Annotated in this window: 18 protein-coding genes; 13 read left to right on the top strand and 5 right to left on the bottom strand. The window is 62.5% G+C overall.

The annotated features are described in order from the left end of the window. Window positions 1–8: 8 nt before the first annotated feature. Genes ACFOMH_RS06445 through ACFOMH_RS06435 form a run of 3 tightly spaced genes read right to left on the bottom strand, consistent with a single transcriptional unit; the run spans window position 9 to window position 1,370 of the window. Window positions 9–551: a MotE family protein gene (locus ACFOMH_RS06445; RefSeq protein WP_374425120.1), complete on the bottom strand. Its 543-nt coding sequence runs from the start codon at window positions 549–551 to the stop codon at window positions 9–11. Next, window positions 544–891, bottom strand: a complete 348-nt coding sequence (locus ACFOMH_RS06440; RefSeq protein ID WP_374425119.1) for a hypothetical protein — start codon at window positions 889–891, stop codon at window positions 544–546. Before ACFOMH_RS06440 ends, ACFOMH_RS06445 begins: the two co-directional genes overlap by 8 nt. Continuing rightward, window positions 888–1,370, bottom strand: coding sequence for a flagellar basal body-associated FliL family protein (locus tag ACFOMH_RS06435; protein ID WP_377743354.1), 483 nt, complete (start codon window positions 1,368–1,370; stop codon window positions 888–890). Before ACFOMH_RS06435 ends, ACFOMH_RS06440 begins: the two co-directional genes overlap by 4 nt. A 113-nt stretch (window positions 1,371–1,483) precedes the next feature. On the opposite strand from ACFOMH_RS06435, the gene fliF reads away from it, so the two are divergent. From fliF to ACFOMH_RS06400, 7 genes are all read left to right on the top strand, one after another. Beyond that, window positions 1,484–3,079 carry a flagellar basal-body MS-ring/collar protein FliF gene (gene fliF, locus ACFOMH_RS06430; protein ID WP_377743351.1) on the top strand — a complete coding sequence of 532 codons (1,596 nt, stop codon included), beginning with the start codon at window positions 1,484–1,486 and terminating at the stop codon, window positions 3,077–3,079. Then, entirely contained in the window at window positions 3,076–3,639 is a 564-nt protein-coding gene (locus tag ACFOMH_RS06425; protein ID WP_377743349.1) for a hypothetical protein, read from the top strand. The genes fliF and ACFOMH_RS06425 overlap by 4 nt, the downstream gene beginning before the upstream one ends. Window positions 3,640–3,641: 2 nt before the next feature. After that, a complete protein-coding gene (locus tag ACFOMH_RS06420; protein WP_374425115.1) occupies window positions 3,642–3,899 on the top strand; it encodes a FliM/FliN family flagellar motor switch protein in 258 nt (85 codons plus the stop codon). Between the two features lie 23 nt (window positions 3,900–3,922). Then, window positions 3,923–4,624: a flagellar type III secretion system pore protein FliP gene (gene fliP, locus ACFOMH_RS06415; protein ID WP_374425264.1), complete on the top strand. Its 702-nt coding sequence runs from the start codon at window positions 3,923–3,925 to the stop codon at window positions 4,622–4,624. Window positions 4,625–4,712: 88 nt separating this feature from the next. Next, a complete protein-coding gene (locus tag ACFOMH_RS06410) occupies window positions 4,713–5,870 on the top strand; it encodes an efflux RND transporter periplasmic adaptor subunit (RefSeq protein WP_374425114.1) in 1,158 nt (385 codons plus the stop codon). Beyond that, window positions 5,870–6,970 (top strand): efflux RND transporter periplasmic adaptor subunit, encoded by a 1,101-nt coding sequence (locus tag ACFOMH_RS06405; protein ID WP_377743346.1) that lies wholly within the window; start codon window positions 5,870–5,872, stop codon window positions 6,968–6,970. Before ACFOMH_RS06410 ends, ACFOMH_RS06405 begins: the two co-directional genes overlap by 1 nt. Continuing rightward, a complete protein-coding gene (locus ACFOMH_RS06400) occupies window positions 6,967–10,059 on the top strand; it encodes an efflux RND transporter permease subunit (protein WP_377743344.1) in 3,093 nt (1,030 codons plus the stop codon). Before ACFOMH_RS06405 ends, ACFOMH_RS06400 begins: the two co-directional genes overlap by 4 nt. Here ACFOMH_RS06400 and recQ read toward each other — a convergent pair whose 3' ends face one another. Both recQ and ACFOMH_RS06390 read right to left on the bottom strand, forming a co-directional pair. Next, window positions 10,060–12,084 (bottom strand): DNA helicase RecQ, encoded by a 2,025-nt coding sequence (gene recQ, locus ACFOMH_RS06395; protein ID WP_377743342.1) that lies wholly within the window; start codon window positions 12,082–12,084, stop codon window positions 10,060–10,062. A 1-nt stretch (window position 12,085) separates the two neighbouring features. Then, window positions 12,086–12,379: a YggT family protein gene (locus ACFOMH_RS06390; RefSeq protein ID WP_374425110.1), complete on the bottom strand. Its 294-nt coding sequence runs from the start codon at window positions 12,377–12,379 to the stop codon at window positions 12,086–12,088. Between the two features lie 144 nt (window positions 12,380–12,523). On the opposite strand from ACFOMH_RS06390, the gene ACFOMH_RS06385 reads away from it, so the two are divergent. The 6 genes from ACFOMH_RS06385 (at window position 12,524) to ACFOMH_RS06360 (ending at window position 18,160) form a co-directional block, all read left to right on the top strand. After that, complete coding sequence (locus tag ACFOMH_RS06385; protein ID WP_377743339.1) at window positions 12,524–13,096, top strand: acyl-CoA thioesterase; 573 nt, start codon at window positions 12,524–12,526, stop codon at window positions 13,094–13,096. A 54-nt stretch (window positions 13,097–13,150) separates the two neighbouring features. Then, window positions 13,151–14,509, top strand: a complete 1,359-nt coding sequence (locus tag ACFOMH_RS06380) for an MFS transporter (RefSeq protein WP_374425108.1) — start codon at window positions 13,151–13,153, stop codon at window positions 14,507–14,509. Continuing rightward, window positions 14,506–15,378 carry a penicillin-insensitive murein endopeptidase gene (gene mepA / locus ACFOMH_RS06375; RefSeq protein WP_377743337.1) on the top strand — a complete coding sequence of 291 codons (873 nt, stop codon included), beginning with the start codon at window positions 14,506–14,508 and terminating at the stop codon, window positions 15,376–15,378. The genes ACFOMH_RS06380 and mepA overlap by 4 nt, the downstream gene beginning before the upstream one ends. A 26-nt stretch (window positions 15,379–15,404) precedes the next feature. Continuing rightward, window positions 15,405–16,319 (top strand): esterase-like activity of phytase family protein, encoded by a 915-nt coding sequence (locus tag ACFOMH_RS06370; RefSeq protein ID WP_377743336.1) that lies wholly within the window; start codon window positions 15,405–15,407, stop codon window positions 16,317–16,319. After that, a complete protein-coding gene (locus ACFOMH_RS06365) occupies window positions 16,316–17,449 on the top strand; it encodes a serine hydrolase domain-containing protein (protein WP_377743335.1) in 1,134 nt (377 codons plus the stop codon). Before ACFOMH_RS06370 ends, ACFOMH_RS06365 begins: the two co-directional genes overlap by 4 nt. A gap of 96 nt (window positions 17,450–17,545) precedes the next feature. Beyond that, window positions 17,546–18,160 carry a VUT family protein gene (locus ACFOMH_RS06360; protein WP_377743334.1) on the top strand — a complete coding sequence of 205 codons (615 nt, stop codon included), beginning with the start codon at window positions 17,546–17,548 and terminating at the stop codon, window positions 18,158–18,160. Window positions 18,161–18,327 lie beyond the last annotated feature (167 nt).

The following is an 18,327-nucleotide window of genomic DNA, read 5'->3' as shown; positions in this document are numbered from 1 at the left end:
GGTTTCACCTACTTTTCTACCGCCCTGATAGCGCCCATGTAAGAGGTCAGCACCGCCGCCTGACCCGGTTCGACCGAAGCCATAATTCGTGCACCTGTTTCAGGTTGAACGCGTGCAAGAATCTGCGCCGCAAAATCCGGCGGCAGGTTGGAAATAACCATCGCTGCCTGCTCGGGCTTCATCTGGTCATAGACCGCAATTAGCCGGGCTATATCCTCGTTCTGCGCTTGTCGTTGCCCGGCATTGCGCTGCGTACCTTGCTGTTTCAGCTTGCGCAGCTCCACCAATTTTTCGGTCAGCTGCTTTTCGGCGAATGCGATTTCTGCCTTCTTGCGATCAAGTTCCTGCATGTAGCGATCAACGCGCAACGTCCGATCCTTCAGTACCTCGGCCAGAGCCACGGCTTCTGGCACATCAGTGCAACCCGCCATGAGTTCGGAGGGCTCAGCATTAGCGACAAGTCTCGAGGATCCATCGATCAACATCACCGCCTGGCCCGCTGAGGCCAGAACCAAGACACCCCCAAGGATCGAGAAAATCGATCTACGCATCTTGCCCGATCCCTTCGCGGCGCCGACGCCGCTGCAATCTGGCAGGCCGAACAGGACTGCTTTCCGAGAACTTTTTTTGTAAAGTCCAAAAGGCGCGCTCTTCTTTTGCGCGCTCGATCTCATCAGAAAGCGATCTGGTTGCCGTCAACGCCTCACCCTTGGCAAGCAAGATGGACTTTTCCAACCGGCTTATTTCGCTCGTCATCACCGCAATCGCACCACCCAGTCCGGTCTCCAGATCGTTTAGTTTCCGCAGCCTGCGTGCAAGCGTGAAGCAGAAAAGCGAAAGCCCAATCGCGAAAACAATCAGCGCGGCCTGTAGAATCTGAGCAATTGTCATTGAATACGAAACTCCGTAATCAGGATGTCGGTAAATGCGTCCTTGCCCAGAACGAACACAGCCCGGGTGGCAAGCTCATCACGTATGATGTCCAGAATGCCGCGCTTTTCGAAAGCCGCCACATCAATATCCGCCAAGAAGCTGTTAAAGCTGTCCAATAGCCGGGGGGTGAGATGCTCGACCTCGGCTCTCTTGATCTGATTGGTTTCGATCTTGATGGTCATCACAAGCACACGTGAACGTGGCCCGGGCAAGGTCAACACGATCTGCGGAATATCCACAAACTCCACTTTTGGCTCGGTCGCAGCGGGTTCCTCTTCTTTCTTGGCAGAAAGCAGATCCATCGGGGACCAGAAGCCAAGATAGGTCGAGCCGAACCCGGCAGCCGTCAGAACGATGACAAGCCCCAGCGGCAGCAGTGCACGGCGCACCCCTCCGCCACTTTTTTCTTCCGTGATGACATCAGTGGCATCCGTCATGGTGATTCTCCGTCGATCTTTCGAACAGATAACACCTTGGGGCTAACCAATTCTTAATTGCCGCTGTGCCATGAAGATCTGGACAAGATAAGTCCGATTCGAAGGGGGCGGTTTTGCTGAAACTGCAAGACTACTGGCGCGAAAGAAATTCCAAGCAGAAGGCAATCCTGATCGGAGCCTTTCTGGCAACCTTCCTGGCAGTAGCCGGATTATCCTGGCTCGCCAGCCGACCCGGTATGGCATTGCTTTATTCGGGACTTGGCGCACAGCAGTCCGGGGCCGTCATGGCCGCGGTCGAAAAATCCGGTGTCCCATATGAAATTCGTGGCGATTCAATCTGGGTTGAGGCAAGTCGTCGTGATGAGCTGCGGATGTCGCTTGCTGGTGAGGGTCTTCCGTCAGCCGGCGGGACTGGTTACGAAATTCTCGACGGGATGTCGGGATTTGGAACCACATCTCAGATGTTCGACGCCGCATATTGGCGCGCCAAAGAAGGTGAACTGGCCAGGACGATCCTTGCGTTGCCCAATGTCCGCTCCGCTCGGGTTCATCTGGCGGTTCCAACCGGACGCGGGTATCGGCGCGAGGCCAATGCAACCGCCTCCGTCACAATTACGACCGACGGAACCCCGATCACAAAAGCCCAGGCCAAGGCGCTAAAATTTCTTGTCTCATCCGGGGTAGCGGGGATGACCGCCGATCGCGTCACCGTCATCGACAGCGAGCGCGGCATGGTTTCGTCCGGCGAAGAATTTTCGGGGGAAGATCGCGAAGCTGACATGAAGAGCAACGTCGAACGCATACTGGAAGCCCATGTTGGCACCGGAAATGCAATCGTCGAACTGAACCTTGATGTCGTGACGGAATCCGAACTGCTGACCGAGCAGCGCTTCGATCCACAGCAGCGCGCACTGATCGCCCAGGAAAGCGAAGAATCCACCGATCAAAGCAGTAATTCACAAAAAGGCGCTGTCACCGCTGCATCGAACCTGCCCGAGGGTAATGGAAATGACGGAGAAAAATCCACTGCGTCCCGTTCAGAAACCCGGCAACGCCAGAACTATGAGGTAAGTAAAGTCACCCGTGAAGTCACCCGCCAACCTGGTGCGACCCGGCGGCTGACCGTCGCGGTGCTTGTCAACGGTGTAGAACAAACCGGCACTGACGGCACGGTTAAGCTGGTCCCACGCGAGGAAGCTGAATTGCAGTCGATCCGTGAGCTTGTCGCATCTGCTGTCGGTTTTGACGAATCGCGTGGCGATGCAATCACGGTCAAGTCGCTGCCCTTCGCATCGCTCTCCGACAACGGCACACTGGCAAGCCAAGGTGGACTATTGTCCAAGCTCGACTTGAACGGGCTTATCCGAATCGTTCTGGTCGGGCTTTTTGCCCTGGCGCTCGCCGCGTTTCTTTTGCGTCCGATACTCAAGTCAAAACTGACACAGACAAATGCCATGCTGGATCAATCCGCACCTCTTCCCGCCATTCGTGCGCCCGAGGTCGGTCAGCCAGCATTGGCGCGCGCACCATCAGGGACAACAGAGACGCTTCCCGTCGTGTCGACCGCGATACCAGAGATCGATTTCACCCCTTCAAGCGGCCTGAACGCTGACCCTGTGGATCGCCTGAAAGAACTGATGAAATCGCGCAAAGATGAAAGCATCAAAGTTCTGTCTGGCTGGATCGAAAAACGTGAGGATGCGGTATGAAATCGGCGGCGATCCGTCTTGATTCCTTCTCGACACAGCTGACGACCTCCGATTCCTCACGGGCAATTTCCAACGATCTGGATGCTGCCTTCCACCGAGGGTACGAGCAGGGGTTGAATGAAGGGCGCGAAAACAGCTTGGATGCCCTGACAGCGGCGCTGACTGATTTGCAGCGGCATGTTTCGACAAGTAATGAAGATATGGTAACCGCCCGGCAGGAAGCGATCGCCGGTATTGCGCCGGTTCTTTCTGCCATGATCGACATACTTGCGGCACATTCGCACAAGGATCGGCTATGCGAGGCCTTGATGTCGGAGCTGAGGCGGACGGAAGAAACCGCACAGCCGCGCAAATTGCAGATCAGGTGCACACCAGATCTGCGACCGGATATTGAACTCTGTCTAGCCAAAACAGGCTACGCAGACGTTCGAATCGAAGAAACTGGTGACGAAGCGCCCCAGGTTGAACTGATCGCCGACAAAGCGACGATTAGCTTTGATCCTCAGCGGGTGGTCGCGGAACTACAAGCCATCATCGACGACATTTTGACCGAGGACTGATCATGGAAGATATCGCCAACCTGATCGCAACCGATCAGATCCAAGTAGAAGTCACCATTCGTCTGGGCGGCACACAGCTTTCGGTCGCCGAACTTGCCCGACTGCGCCCCAACGATATCCTGACCCTGGACCAGGACATGACCGATGGTGTCGACATCTGTGTCGGCGACAAGGTCATCGCCAAGGGTGAGCTTGCATCCAGCGACGAGACCGATAACCGGTTGTGCGTGCGCATCATTGGCGCGGCCAACGCATCGTGAAACAGCTCTTCTTTTTCCTTGCGATGTTGCTTCTGCCTGGCATCGCGTTCGCTCAGGATATTCCTGGGGCGGCCACTGGTACGGGATTGGATGCCCTCACGGGCGGGATAGGCCGCAACGCGATCACGCTTTTGGCGGTGATGACAGCGCTTTCGCTCGCGCCCGGGATCGCCATCATGGTGACCTGCTTTCCGTTCATCGTCACGGTTCTGTCGATTCTGCGGCAATCCATCGGATTGCAGCAATCACCGCCGAACATGCTGATTGTCAGTCTGGCGATGTTCCTGACCTGGTTCGTCATGAACCCGGTTCTCACCGAGGCCTGGAATACGGCCGGCGCACCGCTACGAGATGGTACAATCACCGTCGAACAGGCATTTGAACGCGGCATGATCCCGTTCCGGGGCTTCATGGAGGCGCGTACGGATCCAGAAATGCTTGCATCACTTGCCGAGGTTTCGCCCGAGCCAGATGCGCCAGCAGACCGGCTTTCGGTTCTGATCCCGGCATTCATGCTGAGTGAAATCCAGCGGGCGTTTGAAATCGGGTTTCTTGTCGCACTGCCATTCCTGATCATCGATCTCGTCGTATCGGCGGTGCTGATGTCCATGGGGATGATGATGGTGCCGCCAACCGTCGTTGCCTTGCCATTCAAGCTTGCCTTTTTCCTGGTGGTCGATGGTTGGGGCATGGTTGCCGCCGCCCTGGTTCGAAGTTACCAGTAAAAATTTAATGTTATTTTTACAGTGGGTTGAGGCGTCACCAATACTATGCAGAAGCCGAAAACGGCATCCTAGATCCGGTACCGGACATATGCTCGGGTGGCTCCTACGTCACCCCAAACCCGACTTCCCCACGGCGCAAAAATCGGGCATCACATCGCAAACAGGCGGCGGGGTGAGCGTGCAGGGCTTAACGACGACAGCTTCGATCCTTGTGGCACTGGCACTTCCCGCCGGGGCACAGACCATCCTTCCGGTCGAATTCGTGAAAGTCGAAGCGACGCCGCTGACTTATGATGCCGCACTGACCGGCACGATCAATGCCAAAGACAGCGTCGAGATTGGCTTTCGACTTGGCGGCCGGATCATGAGCGTTGACGTCCGGGTTGGCGACGAGGTCAAGAAGGGCCAAGCACTTGCGCGGACCGATCCACTACAGCAGGTGCAAGCGCTGCGCGTCGCACAAGCAGCGGAGGCTGCGGCAACCGCAACCTGGGAACAGGCCCGGCAGGCACAAATCCGTGCCGAAGCCATGCTGAGCCGCGGCGTCGGCACCCGTGCCGCATTGGATAGCGCCAATCAATCGCTTTCGGCCGCGGCCGGTGCCTTGACACAGGCCAAGTCCACTTTGGGCCAAGCTCAGCGCGCCTTGGCGGATACAGTCTTGCGCGCACCGCATAATGCGATCGTGACCACGCGCAATGCCGAGGTCGGACAGATTGTCGGCGCGGCGCAGACCGTTCTTGGACTTGCTTCGCAATCGGGGCGCGAGGCCGTCTTTCGCACCCCTGACACACCGCTTTTGCGCCACGCGATTGGTGCCCCGGTCACACTGGCGGGCATTGACGTGCCTGACTTACAAATGACCGCCTATGTCAGCGAGATTTCACCAATTGTGGACCCCGGCACCGGTTCGGTCACGGTTCGCGCCACGATCAAAGATGCGCCGACCAACAGCAATCTTTTGGGTGCGGCGGTCCATGGGGCGATCCATTATCCGGCCGGTACCGGGGTCGCCGTGCCCTGGACGGCGCTGACTTCGACCGGCGACAGCCCGGCGGTCTGGTTGGTGGACGCAAATGGCCGCGTCGCCATGACCCCCATTGGGATCGAACGGTTCAGCAACGGCACCGTGATCCTCAACAGCGGCGTCTCGCCGGGACAGATCGTCGTCGGCGCTGGCTCGCAATTGCTTTACCCCGGCCGTCAGGTCCAGGATGCGGCAACGATCCCGAAAGGCAGCCCCTGATGATCAGGATGCTTGTCATCGCCAGCATCGTGATCGCCGCCCTGACTGGGATCGCGGTCGTTCTGAAATGGCCCTGGCAGGCGCCGGTGGGCACGGAAACATTGCCGCCGCGCCCCGTGGCCAGCATCATCGTCACCGATCAACCGCCCGTAGTGCAGTCCACGCCCGGCGTCATCGCCGCACGGATCGAGGTCGCATTGGGCTTTCAGACGCTGGGTCGGGTCACGGCGCGCAATGTCGATATCGGCGCAGTCGTCAGACAGGGCGATGTGCTGGCCACACTGAATCCGGACGACCTGCAAGGCGACGTGCGGACCGCCCAGGCGGCGGTCGAGGCCACGCAGGTCGAGCTGCGAACCGCCCAAGCCACGGCCGAGCGCACGCGCGCGCTGGCGCGGCGCAACGTCGCCTCGACCGCACAGCTTGAACAGGCTGAACGCGCCCTGGCCACGGCCCATGCCGCTGTGCAACAGGCACTTTCCGAACTGATCCGCGCCCGCGACGCCGAGGGCTTCGCCGATATGAAAGCCCCTTTCGACGGCGTCATCAGCGCTGTCTATGTCAATGCCGGCGCGGTGGTGAGCGCCGGCGAGCCGGTGATCAAGCTTTCTGCGGAAGAAGGGCTTGAGGCGGTGATCGACCTGCCCGAAGCCGCCCTGCCCCGGGTCAGGATCGGCGACCGCTATGAGGTCTGGTCGGAATATGACGAAACCGACCTGCAAGCCGCCACCATCTCGCAGATCGAGCCGGTGGCCGATGCCGCCACGCGGACGCGACGCATCCATCTGGCGATGGTGAACGACAACAGCTTCCGGCTGGGCGCCCTGATCCGGGCCCGCCCGGCAAGAAGCCGCGTTGAAAGGTGGATTTCCGTGCCGCAAAGCGCAATCGTCAGACCCGGCGACAAGCAAAAGATCTGGATCGTCACCCGCGACGGCGCCGAGGGCACGGTCGCCTTGCGCGACATCACCGCCGCGGGACCGGCCCTGAACGGTTGGGTGGTGGTCACATCCGGCCTTGCCTCGGGGGACGAGGTCATCATTCGCGGCATCCATTCGCTGAAAGAGGGCCAGCGCGTCGGCCAGAGTGTCGTCCCATGAATCGCAAGCCCTTCAACCTGTCCGATTGGGCCCTGCGCCACCGTTCGCTGGTCTGGTTTCTGCTGATCATCTCGATGATCGCCGGAACGTTCAGCTATGCCCGTCTGGGGCGCGAAGAGGACCCGGATTTCACCATCAAGATCATGGTGATCAGCGCCTCGTTGCCCGGTGCAACCACCGAGGACACGCTCAAGCAGGTCACCACCCGGATCGAAACCAAGCTGGAAGAGCTGGATGAGCTGAAATACACGCGCTCGGTCACCATGCCGGGGCAATCGGTGGTCTATCTGGAACTGGACCCCACTACTCGCGGCGCCGACGTGCCCGAGGTGTGGAAACGCGTCCGCAGCATGATGGCGGATATCCGCCCTGAATTCCCGCATGAATTCCAGGGCTTTCAGTTTAATGACGATTTCGGCGACGTGTTCGGCAATATATACGCCTTTACCGCCGACGGCTTTACCAAGCGCGAATTGCGCGACCGGGTCGAGGATATCCGCAAGCAGGTGCAGGCCCTGCCGATGGCGGGCAAGACCTCGCTTCTGGGGGTGCAGACCGAAGAAATCTATCTGGAATTCTCGTCCGTGCGACTGGCCGCGCTGGGTGTGAACCAGTATCAGGTGATACAGACCCTCGCGGTTCAGAACGCCATCGCGCCCTCGGGCATCGTTCAGGCGGGCCCTGAACAGGTGCTTGTGCGCGTGGGCGGCCAGTTCGGCGATGCGGCGGCCATCGCGGCCGTGAACCTTCGGCTGGGGGATCGCTTCTTCAATATCGGCGACGTCGCCACCGTTCGCCGCGGGTATGAGGATCCGCCCACGGCCCTGTTCCGCTATAACGGCGCGGATGCGATCGGATTGCAGATCGGCATGCGCAATGGCGGCAATATTCTGGAATTCGGCCAACAGGTGGATGCGCTGATGGACCGGGTCGCCCGCGACCTGCCCGTCGGGATCGGCATGTCCAAGGTTGCCGACCAACCCCATGTCGTGGACGAGGCCGTCGGCCATTTCGTCAAGGCACTGGTCGAGGCGGTGGCAATCGTGCTGTTGGTCAGTTTCATCAGCCTTGGCCTGCGCGCCGGATTTGTGGTGACGCTTACGATTCCGCTGGTTCTGGCGATCACCTTTATCGTCATGGATATCTATGGCATCACGCTGCAACGGATTTCGCTTGGGGCGTTGATCATCGCGCTGGGGCTCTTGGTCGACGACGCGATGATCGCCATCGAGACCATGATTTCGCGCCTTGAACTCGGCGAAAGCCTGGAACGGGCGGCCAGCTATGCCTGGACCTCGATCGCCTTTCCGATGCTTACGGGAACGCTGATCACGGTCGCGGGCTTTATCCCCATCGGGCTGAACAGTTCGGCGGCGGGCGAATTCACCTTTTCGCTTTTTGTGGTCATCGCCGTCTCGCTGATCGCAAGCTGGATCGTCGCGGTGCTGTTCTCGCCGTTGCTGGGCGTCACCCTTTTGCCCGCGCGGGTCAAGCATCACAGCGGCAATCCGGGCTGGCTGCGCCGCCGCTTTCATCGCGTGCTGCAATGGAGCATGCGCCACAGATGGCTGACCATCGGCATCACCGTGGCCATTTTTACGGCTTCGGTGCTGGGCATGCGTTTCGTCGAACAGCAGTTCTTTCCGACCTCGGACCGGACCGAGATCGTCATCGACATCAACGAACGGGCCAATGCCTCGATCGCCAAGACGAATGCCAGCATCGCCAAGCTTGAGGTCATGCTGGCCGAACAGCCGGATGCCCTGTTCTGGACCAGCTATATCGGTCATGGCGCGCCACGTTTCGTCCTGTCGATGGAGGTGCTGACCCCCGGTCCCTATATGGGCCAGATGGTGATCCAGACCCCTGATCTGGTGGCGCGCGACCGGCTCAAGGCGCGGATCGTCGAATTCGGTCAGCAGGAACTGGTCGGCACCGATCTTTACGTCAAGAACCTTGAAATCGGGCCGCCGGTCGGCAAGCCGATCCAGTATCGCGTCACCTCGCCGGATCTGGATCAGGCGCGCGACACCGCCCGCGATCTGGCGGCGCTGCTGTCGACCGAGCCGCGTCTGCGCGACATCACGCTGGACTGGAACGAACCCGCGCGGATGGTGCGCCTGCATGTCGATCAGGATCAGGCCCGGCAGCTGGGCATATCGAATGCCGATGTCGCCGATTCGCTGGCGGCGACTTTTACTGGCCGGACCATCACCCAGATCCGCGACGATATCTTTCTGATCGACGTGATCGCGCGCGGGGCGGAGCTGGACCGTACCTCGCTGGATTCGATCCAGAACCTGCAACTGGCCACGACGACGGGGACGCCGATCCCGCTGGCGGCGCTGGCCAAGCTGGAATTCGGCACCGAACAGCCGCTGGTGATGCAACGCGACAGCATGCCGACCGTCACCGTCAAGGCCGATATCGCGGGCATCGACCAACCCGCGACGCTGGTCAATGCGCTGGCCGGAAAGATCGCCGCGTTTCAGGCCGGATTGCCACAACAGGTCCATATCAGCGTTGGCGGCACGGTCGAGAATTCGACCGAAAGCCAGCAGCCGATCGCCGCCGTGGTTCCGGTCATGCTGTTGATCATTGCCGTTCTGGTGATGGTCCAGATGCAAAGCTTCCGGCTGTCCTTTATCGTGCTGGCGACGGCACCGCTGGGGTTGATCGGGGTGGTCGCGGCGCTTTTGCCCTTTGGCGTGCCGATGGGGTTCGTGGCCATTCTGGGCATTCTGGCCCTGGGCGGCATTCTGATCCGCAACTCGATCATTCTGGTTCACGAAATTCAGGTCCTGATCGCCAAAGGCCATAGCAAATGGAACGCGGTGTTCGAGGCATCGGACAGCCGCGCGCGACCGATCCTCTTGACTGCGGCGGCGGCCAGTCTGGCACTGATCCCGATTTCGCGGCAGGTGTTCTGGGGACCGATGGCCTATGCGATGATGGGCGGCATCATTGCCGGCACATTGATCACGCTGATCTTTGTGCCCGCGCTTTATTGCGCGATCTTTCGCGTCCCCCCGCCAGATAAGGGCGGGGACAATCCCGGTGACATGCCGCGCGCCGCTGGGGAAGCGTGATCAATCGGCCTCGATTTCAGCCAGAAAGGCGGCGCCGAACCGTTCCAGCCGCGCCGCGTCCAGATAGCGCGAAAGCTCGCGGGGGCGATCCTCGGCAATGCGGCGCAGGGTCGGGTTTCCGACCGAAAGCGGCTTGCCCGTGCCATCCTCACCGCGCGTAAGGCGCCCCTGTGCCTGTGCCAAACGGTCGAACAGCGCCGCCGCAGGACGCCCGGCCAAGGCCCGGCGCGCCGGGTGCATGGGCGCGACCTCACCCGCGATGACACTCAGAAATGCCTCGCCATAGCTTTCGAGCTTTTTCGCCCCGACGCCGTTCACACCCGCCATCTCGTCCAGAGTCTGGGGCCGGGATTGCGCCATTTCGATCAGGGTGCGGTCGGGAAAGATGACATAGGCGGGCACGCGCGCCGCCTCGGCCAAGGCCCGGCGTTTGGCCTTTAGCGCCGAAAGAAGCGGCGCGTCCTCATCGTCGACCTGGGCGCGGATGACGGTGGCGGGGCGCGCGCGCGCCGCCGGATCATGGCGCAGGGTGATGCGAATTTCACCGCGCAGCACCGGATGGGCGCTCAGCGTGATCGCCAGCCCGCCATGGCGTTCGGGATCGGGGCGGATCAGATCGCGGCCCAGCATCTGACGGATCACCACCTGCCATTGCGGCTTGGACAGGTCGCGCCCGACGCCAAAGGTCGGCAATTGATCATGGCCGCGCTGGCGGATGCGGTCGGTCATGGTGCCGGTCAGCACGTCGATGATATGGCCGGCACCAAAGGTCTGGCCGGTGCGCAGCACCGCCGACAGCGCCTTTTGCACCGCCTCGGTCGCATCGAAGGTTTCCGGCGGCGCATCGCAGGTATCGCAATTGCCGCAGGGGCCGGCCTCTTCGCCGAAATAGCGCAACAGAACCTCGCGCCGGCATCCGGGCGCCTCGGCCAGACCCAGTAGCGCGTTCAGCCGGGCGTGATCGGCGGCCTTGCGTTCGGGCGGCGCCAGACCCTCGTCGATCTGGCTGCGGCGCAAGCGGATATCGTCGGGACCGAAGAGGGTCAGCGTCTCCGCCGGCCCGCCGTCGCGACCGCCGCGACCGATTTCCTGATAATAAGCCTCGATGGATTTCGGCAGATCGGCATGCGCGACCCAACGGATATCGGGCTTGTCGATGCCCATGCCAAAGGCCACGGTCGCCACCACGATCAGCCCGTCTTCGCGTTGAAACCGGGTTTCGACCTGCCGGCGGCTGTCGGCCTCCATCCCGCCATGATAGGCGGTCGCGGCCAGCCCGGAATCGTTCAATGCCTGGGCCAGCGCCTCGGTCTTGGCGCGGGTGCCGCAATAGACGATGCCCGATTGCCCGCGCCGGGCGGCGGCGAAATCCAGAATCTGGCGGCGCGGCCCGTCCTTGGCCTGAAAGGCCAGATGGATATTCGGGCGGTCGAACCCGCGCAGAAAGCTTTGCGGCTGTGCCCCGGCAAAAAGCCGGGCGACGATTTCCTCGCGCGTTTCGGCATCGGCGGTGGCGGTGAATGCCGCAAGCGGCACATCCAGCGCCCGGCGCAGTTCCCCGACGCGCAGGTAATCGGGACGGAAATCATGGCCCCATTGGCTGACGCAATGCGCCTCGTCGACGGCAATGCCGCGCACGCCGGCACGGCGCAGCATCGGCACCGTCGCCCCCGAAGCCAGCCGCTCGGGTGCCATGTATAAAAGCCGCAGCTCGCGCGCGTTCAGGGCGCGGATCACCTCGGCGTTCTCATCCTCGGAATTGCCGCTGGTCAGTGCGGCGGCGGCCACGCCCGCCTCGGTCAGGGCGCGGACCTGATCCCGCATCAGCGCGATCAGGGGCGAGATCACCACCGTCAGCCCGTCGCGCATCAGCGCCGGCAGCTGATAGCACAGCGATTTTCCGCCCCCGGTCGGCATGATCGCAAGCACATCGCGGCCCGCCGCGACCGCCTCGACGATCTCTTCCTGACCCGGCCGAAAAGCGTCGAAGCCAAAGACCTGCCGCAGAAGGGGGGCGGCCGACATCCTAGAACCCGTGGAACCAGCCGTAATTGTTGATCAGCGCGCGTTGCAGGATGATGATCGCGATAAAGACGATCAGCGGCGCCAGATCCAGCCCGCCGGTATTGGGCAGAATGTTGCGCACCGGCGTATAGATCGGCTCAAGCAGACGGTTGAGACCGTTCCACAGCTGCCAGATCAGCGGCTGGCGCAGGTTGAGCACCTGAAAATTGATAAGCCAGGACATGATGATATGCACGATCATCACGAACCAGACCACGTTGAGTATCAGCATCAATGCGTCGTAGAGCGTACCCATTCCGTCCCCTTCGGCTGTCTGGCGACAGGTAAGCCAGCCCGCCCCGCTGCGCAAGCCACAGCGACACGGTCGCAGCGTCGTGATTGACGCGCGCCGGCCCTCCCGCTAGCCCGAATCCGGTGCTACGGGCTGAAAAGGTTGTTCATGTATCCCTTGCTTCGCTTCGCCAAGGAAATGGTGAAATTCCGCAATGCGCCGCGTCTCGACCTGCTGGCGCCGCATGTGTCGACGCATCGTTGCTGGCCCTGGGATCTGGATCCGTGGATCGAACTGAACAATGGCCGCACGCTGACATTGTATGATCTGGGCCGCCTGCCGATGGCGGTGCGCACCGGTATTGTCGGCACGATGCGGGCCAAGGGATGGGGGATCACCGTCGCCGGCAATTCCGTCCGCTATCGGCGCCGGATCAAGGCGTTCGACCGCTTTACGATGGTGTCGCGCGTGCTGGGCTGGGATGCGCGGTTTCTCTATATGGAACAAAGCATGTGGCGGCGGGGCGAATGCTGCAATCACATGCTTTTGCGCGGCGCGTTCACCTCGGCACAGGGGATCGTGGCGCCGGCCGATCTGGTCGCGGCCGCCGGGCGCGACACGCAAAGCCCTGAGCTGCCCGATTGGGTTCAGGCCTGGATCGCGGCCGATGCGATGCGCCCCTGGCCGCCGACACTGCCCGCCATCCCCCCCGCCGAGCATAAGGGTGACTTGCCAGGCTGATCCTCTTGCGGCCTTATGCGCGCAAAGCGGACAGGGCCGGGGGCGGGAAACGACATGGAGCGCAAGCGCATCTGGGGCTGGTGGTTTTTCGACTGGGCCAGCCAGCCTTTTGCGACCCTGCTCACCACCTTTGTCTTTCCGGTCTATTACGCGGGCGTCGCGCGGGGGCATTACACCGCCCAAGGCATGACCCCCGAGGCGGCGGGCGCGGCCGCCCAGGCGCTTTGGGGTTACGGGCTGGCGATCTGCGGGGTGATTATCGCGCTTTTCGCGCCGATCCTGGGCAGCATCGCCGACAGCAGCGGGCGGCGGCTGATCTGGATCTGGTTCTTTTCGGTTTTTTATGTCGCCGGCTCATGGGGGCTGTGGTTCCTGATGCCCGATCAGCCCGACCTGCATCTGGCGGTGCTGTCGTTCGGGATCGGGCTGATCGGGCTGGAATTTGCCAATATCTTCGTGAATGCGCTCTTGCCCGATCTGGCGCCGCGCGATGAAATCGGCCGCATATCCGGGTCGGGCTTTGCCTTTGGCTATCTGGGCGGTCTGGTTTCGCTGGCGATCATGCTGTTGTTTCTGGCCGAGGGTGCGGAAACCGGGCGCACGCTTTTGGGCATTCCGCCAATTCTGGGCCTTGACCCGCTGCTGCGCGAGGGGACGCGCGCCGCCGGCCCCTTTACCGCGCTGTGGTATCTGCTGTTCATGATCCCCTTTGCGCTTTGGGTGCGCGAAACGCCCGGGCCGCGCGCGCCGCTGCGGCTGGGCGCGGCGATGGCCGATCTGTGGCGCCTGCTGATCAGCCTGCGTCACAGGCGGTCGCTGGGCGCATGGCTTTTGTCGTCGATGTTCCTGCGCGATGCGTTGAACGCGCTTTACGCCTTTGGCGGGATCTTTGCGGGCACCGTGCTGGGCTGGCCGGTGATCTGGGCGGGCGCCTTTGGCATTGTCAGCGCCATCTCGGCCGCGATCGTCAGCTGGATCGGCGGCCGGGCGGATCGGCGCTGGGGGCCCAAGCCGGTCATCATCATCTCTACGCTGGTCCTGACCGCCGTCTGTGTCCTGATCGCGGGGCTTGGCCGGCAACAGGTCTTTGGCCTGCCGCTATCTGCGGAATCCCGCCTGCCGGACGTCCTGTTCTTTCTGTGCGGGGCGTTGATTGGGGGGGCGGGGGGCGCGTTGCAGGCCGCGGCCCGGACCATGATGGTGCGCCACACCACCCCCCAACGCGCGACCGAAGCCTTTGGCCTTTATGCGCTTTCCGGCAAGGCCACGGCCTTTCTCGCGCCCTTGCTGATCGCGGTCGTGACCGATCTGACCGGCAATCCCGGGCTGGGTGTATCGCCGCTGATCGTGATATTCCTTCTGGCGCTGGTTCTGCTAGGTTGGGTCAAACCAACAGGAGAGGCCCAGCAGTGATCCGCAATTTCCTGACAGCCGCCATTCTGGCTTTGGCCGGGCTGGGCACGGCTTTGCCGGCACAGGCCGATCCGCTGGCCAAGGATGTGTTTGGCGCCACGCCCGGGCCGACCGGCGGCCAGCCCGTCGCCATCGGCTTTTATTCCAAGGGCTGTGTCTCCGGCGCGGTCCAGCTGCCCGAGACCGGGCCGACCTGGCAGGCCATGCGCCTGTCGCGCAAGCGCAACTGGGGCCATCCCGAAATGGTCGGCTTTCTGATCGGTCTGTCACAGGCCGCGCGTCAGGCCGGCTGGCAGGGCCTTTATATCGGCGATATCAGCCAGCCACGCGGCGGCCCGATGGTTTCGGGCCATGCCAGCCACCAGATGGGGCTGGACGCCGATATCTGGATGCTGCCGCCGGCAAACCTGCATCTCAGCGCGGCGCAGCGCGAAAAGCTGTCATCGGTTTCGGTGGTGAACCGGGCGGGCACGGCGCTAACCTCGGCCTGGAATCCGGGCCATATGGCGATCATCCGCGCCGCCGCCCGCGATCCGCGGGTCGAGCGGATCTTTGTCGATCCGGTGGTCAAGGTCGCGATGTGCGAGATGGAGGGCGGCAACCGCGCCTGGCTGCGCAAGGTGCGGCCGCTGAACAATCACGACTATCATTTCCACGTCAGGCTTGGCTGCCCCGCCGGTTCGGCCTGTCAGCAACAGGACCCGCCCCCCGCCGGGGATGGCTGCGACGAAGCCGCCGAATGGATCAAGAACCGCATCGACCCCAGCCGCGTCAAGCCGGTGCCCCCGGACCCCGACTATCGCCACCCCCGCAGCTTCCGGCTCAGCGAGATGCCCCGGCAATGTCAGGCCGTCGCCACCGCCCGCTAGGGCGGGCCGGGGCGCGGGGCCGGCCGATGCGGTGGACCTGCCGATTGCCCGGCCTTGCCCTTGTCGTCACGCTAAGCTCGGTGCTGGCCGCCTGCGCGGCCGAGCCTGCGCCCCTGGGCGCCCAGCGTCTGGATCACCTGTCGACCTATGTCTGGCAACGGGATGACACCGATTTCGGCGGCTTTTCCGGCATCGAACTCAGCGATGATGGCAGTCGCTTCACCGTCATTTCCGACCGCGCGACGATCCGCTGGGGCGGGGTCCACCGCGATGCGGGGGGCCGCATCACCGCGCTTGATCCGGTGCAGAGCGCGCGTCTGCACGACCGCAAGGGCAAGCCGCTGAAACCCGATTGGCGCGGCGACAGCGAAGGCTTGGCCATCGGCGCCGATGGCCGGATCTGGATCAGCTTCGAGGGCACGACCCGCATCGCCCGCTATGACCGGCCCGATGGTCCCGCCCACCCGCTGCCGCGACCTGCGGCTTTCGACGACATACAGCGCAATTCGTCCTTTGAGGCGCTGGCCATCACCGCAGACGGCACCGTTCTGACCTTGCCCGAACGCTCGGGCAAGCTGACGCGGCCATTCCCGGTCTGGCGCTGGCGCGATGGTGTCTGGGACCAACCATTTTCCATCCCGCGCAGCGGCGATTGGCTGGCGGTCGGGGCCGATATCGGGTCGGATGGCCGCTTTTACCTGTTGGAGCGCGATTTTCGCGGGCTTCTGGGCTTTCGCAGCCGTGTGCGACGGTTCGATCTTTCGGAAACCGGGCTGACCAACCCGGTGACATTGCTCGAATCCTATCCGCTGCAATATGACAACCTTGAAGGCATATCCGTCTGGCAGGATGATCAGGGCATTCGCATAACATTGATTTCAGACGATAATTTCGGCATGTTCCAGCGCACCGAGCTGGTCGAATTCCGACTGAGCGAATGAGCATTTCCACCAGCATCGCGGCACTGGACCGCGCCGTGGACAAGGCGCTTTCAGAACAGCGCATCGTCGGCTGCACCGTCATGCTGTCGGAAAATGGCCGCCCCGTCCATATCCGCAGCGCGGGCCTTGCCGACCGTGAGGCGGGCGTACCGATGCGGTCCGGGACCTGGATGCGCTATGCCTCGATCTCGAAACTCTTCACGACGGTGGCGGCGCTGCGGCTGATGGATATGGGTCGGCTGACGGCGGGGGATCCGGTCACGCGCTGGCTGCCCGATTTCACCCCGGCGATGCCCGACGGGCGGCGGCCGGTCATCACCGTCGATCAGCTGATGTCGCATATGGCGGGGCTGGACTATCCGTTCAACCAACCGCCGGACGGGCCCTATGCGCGGGCGGACGTCTCGGACGGAATCGGCGATACCGGCATCACGCTGGCCGAGAATCTGCGCCGCATCGCCTCGGTGCCGCTGGACCGGATGCCAGGCACGCGCTGGCGCTATTCGGTCGCGACCGATGTGCTGGGCGCGGTGATCGAGGCCGCCTGCGACATGCCGCTATCCGATGCCATGGCCCGGCTCGTGACCGATCCGCTGGGCATCGAGGCCGGCTTTCACGTCGATGACGCCGCAAACCTGGCCGCGAATTACGCCGACGACACCCCCCAACCGCGCCGGATGCAAGGGTTGACCCATGTGCCCAACCCCAGACATCCGGGCCAGATCTATTCCTATCTGCCAGAGCGGATCTGCGACCCCACGGCCTTTCCCTCGGGCGGAGGCGGGATGGCGGGAACCGCGCAAGCCGCGCTGACGCTTCTTGAGACGCTGGCCGCCGGCCCGTTTCTCAGCGATGCCATCCGCGCCGAGGCCCATCGCAACCGCATCGCGCAACGTCATCCGATGCGCGGTCCGGGCTGGGGTCACGCCTGGGCGGGGGCCGTGCTGACCGATCCCGTGGCGGCGGGAATCGGGCTGCCGCCGGGATGCCTCAGCTGGGGCGGCATCTATGGGCATAGCTGGATTCTGGATCCCCTTCGCCACCGCTGTGTGGTGGCGCTGACCAATACTGCCGTCGAGGGGATGAACGGCAAATTCGCCGCCAGAATCGCCCATGCGATGGCGGAATGACCGCGAAACCGCATTGACACGGCACAGGGGCCGGACCTATTCCGCCTTGCCCGCTTTGGGCCGAGTCTCCGCCACCTTGTCAAAACGGATCAGGACATGTCCCGCATCGTTCCCGGCGTCATCGCCATGGCCATCATTGTCGTGGCCTCAAACATTCTGGTTCAGTACCAGCTGGGCAAATGGCTGACCTGGGGCGCGCTCAGCTATCCGGTGGCGTTTCTGGTGACCGACATCATGAACCGGGTCTATGGCAGCACGGCGGCTCGCAAGGTGGTGCTGGCCGGATTCGTGACCGGGGTGCTCTGTTCGCTGGTCGCGGCCGGGCTTGACAAGACCACGCTGCGCATCGCCATCGCCTCGGGCGCGGCCTTCCTTTCGGCACAGCTGATGGATATCGCGGTCTTCAACCAGTTGCGAAAATACAACTGGTGGCTACCACCCCTTGTGGCCAGCATCGTCGGATCGGTGCTGGATACGGCTGTCTTCTTCAGCATCGCCTTTGCCGCCGAACTGACCCCGATCTTTCCCAGTGACGATGTTTTCTGGGCAAATGAACGGCTTCCACTGCTGGGTAGCGGTCCCGTCGCGCCGCTCTGGGTTTCGTTGGCGGCTGCCGACTGGCTGGTCAAACTGGCCATGGCCATCCTGGCGCTGGTTCCTTTCCGTATATTCGTCGGAAATTTGATCCGGCGCCGGACGCAAATTAATTGACTGTTCATCCTTCTATGTCACGCTGATCGCATACGGCAACACATTGAAAGGAGGTGGTCCAGTGTCGAGAGTGATAGTGGAGAGAGGTGTCGGGACAGTCAGGGGGGCCGTGGCCTGAGGGCAACCCCAAGGGTCGTAAACCCTGGCTGGGACGGTTGGCACCAAAC

Origin of the sequence: Paracoccus mangrovi (assembly GCF_042648425.1) — a bacterium.
Lineage (GTDB): Bacteria > Pseudomonadota > Alphaproteobacteria > Rhodobacterales > Rhodobacteraceae > Paracoccus > Paracoccus mangrovi.
This window is presented reverse-complemented; position numbering and strand designations above follow the sequence as displayed.

Excerpts from the sequence above, each read along its gene's own strand:
- recQ (WP_377743342.1), bottom strand. The coding sequence starts at position 12,084 with ATGTCGGCCGCCCCCCTTCTGCGGCAGGTCTTTGGCTTCGACGCTTTT.
- ACFOMH_RS06420 (WP_374425115.1), top strand. The coding sequence starts at position 3,642 with ATGGAAGATATCGCCAACCTGATCGCAACCGATCAGATCCAAGTAGAA.
- ACFOMH_RS06400 (WP_377743344.1), top strand. The coding sequence starts at position 6,967 with ATGAATCGCAAGCCCTTCAACCTGTCCGATTGGGCCCTGCGCCACCGT.
- ACFOMH_RS06390 (WP_374425110.1), bottom strand. The coding sequence starts at position 12,379 with ATGGGTACGCTCTACGACGCATTGATGCTGATACTCAACGTGGTCTGG.
- ACFOMH_RS06360 (WP_377743334.1), top strand. The coding sequence starts at position 17,546 with ATGTCCCGCATCGTTCCCGGCGTCATCGCCATGGCCATCATTGTCGTG.
- ACFOMH_RS06425 (WP_377743349.1), top strand. The coding sequence starts at position 3,076 with ATGAAATCGGCGGCGATCCGTCTTGATTCCTTCTCGACACAGCTGACG.
- ACFOMH_RS06410 (WP_374425114.1), top strand. The coding sequence starts at position 4,713 with ATGCTCGGGTGGCTCCTACGTCACCCCAAACCCGACTTCCCCACGGCG.
- ACFOMH_RS06370 (WP_377743336.1), top strand. The coding sequence starts at position 15,405 with ATGCGGTGGACCTGCCGATTGCCCGGCCTTGCCCTTGTCGTCACGCTA.
- fliP (WP_374425264.1), top strand. The coding sequence starts at position 3,923 with ATGTTGCTTCTGCCTGGCATCGCGTTCGCTCAGGATATTCCTGGGGCG.
- ACFOMH_RS06385 (WP_377743339.1), top strand. The coding sequence starts at position 12,524 with ATGTATCCCTTGCTTCGCTTCGCCAAGGAAATGGTGAAATTCCGCAAT.
- ACFOMH_RS06405 (WP_377743346.1), top strand. The coding sequence starts at position 5,870 with ATGATCAGGATGCTTGTCATCGCCAGCATCGTGATCGCCGCCCTGACT.
- ACFOMH_RS06440 (WP_374425119.1), bottom strand. The coding sequence starts at position 891 with ATGACAATTGCTCAGATTCTACAGGCCGCGCTGATTGTTTTCGCGATT.
- ACFOMH_RS06445 (WP_374425120.1), bottom strand. The coding sequence starts at position 551 with ATGCGTAGATCGATTTTCTCGATCCTTGGGGGTGTCTTGGTTCTGGCC.
- ACFOMH_RS06435 (WP_377743354.1), bottom strand. The coding sequence starts at position 1,370 with ATGACGGATGCCACTGATGTCATCACGGAAGAAAAAAGTGGCGGAGGG.
- ACFOMH_RS06380 (WP_374425108.1), top strand. The coding sequence starts at position 13,151 with ATGGAGCGCAAGCGCATCTGGGGCTGGTGGTTTTTCGACTGGGCCAGC.
- ACFOMH_RS06365 (WP_377743335.1), top strand. The coding sequence starts at position 16,316 with ATGAGCATTTCCACCAGCATCGCGGCACTGGACCGCGCCGTGGACAAG.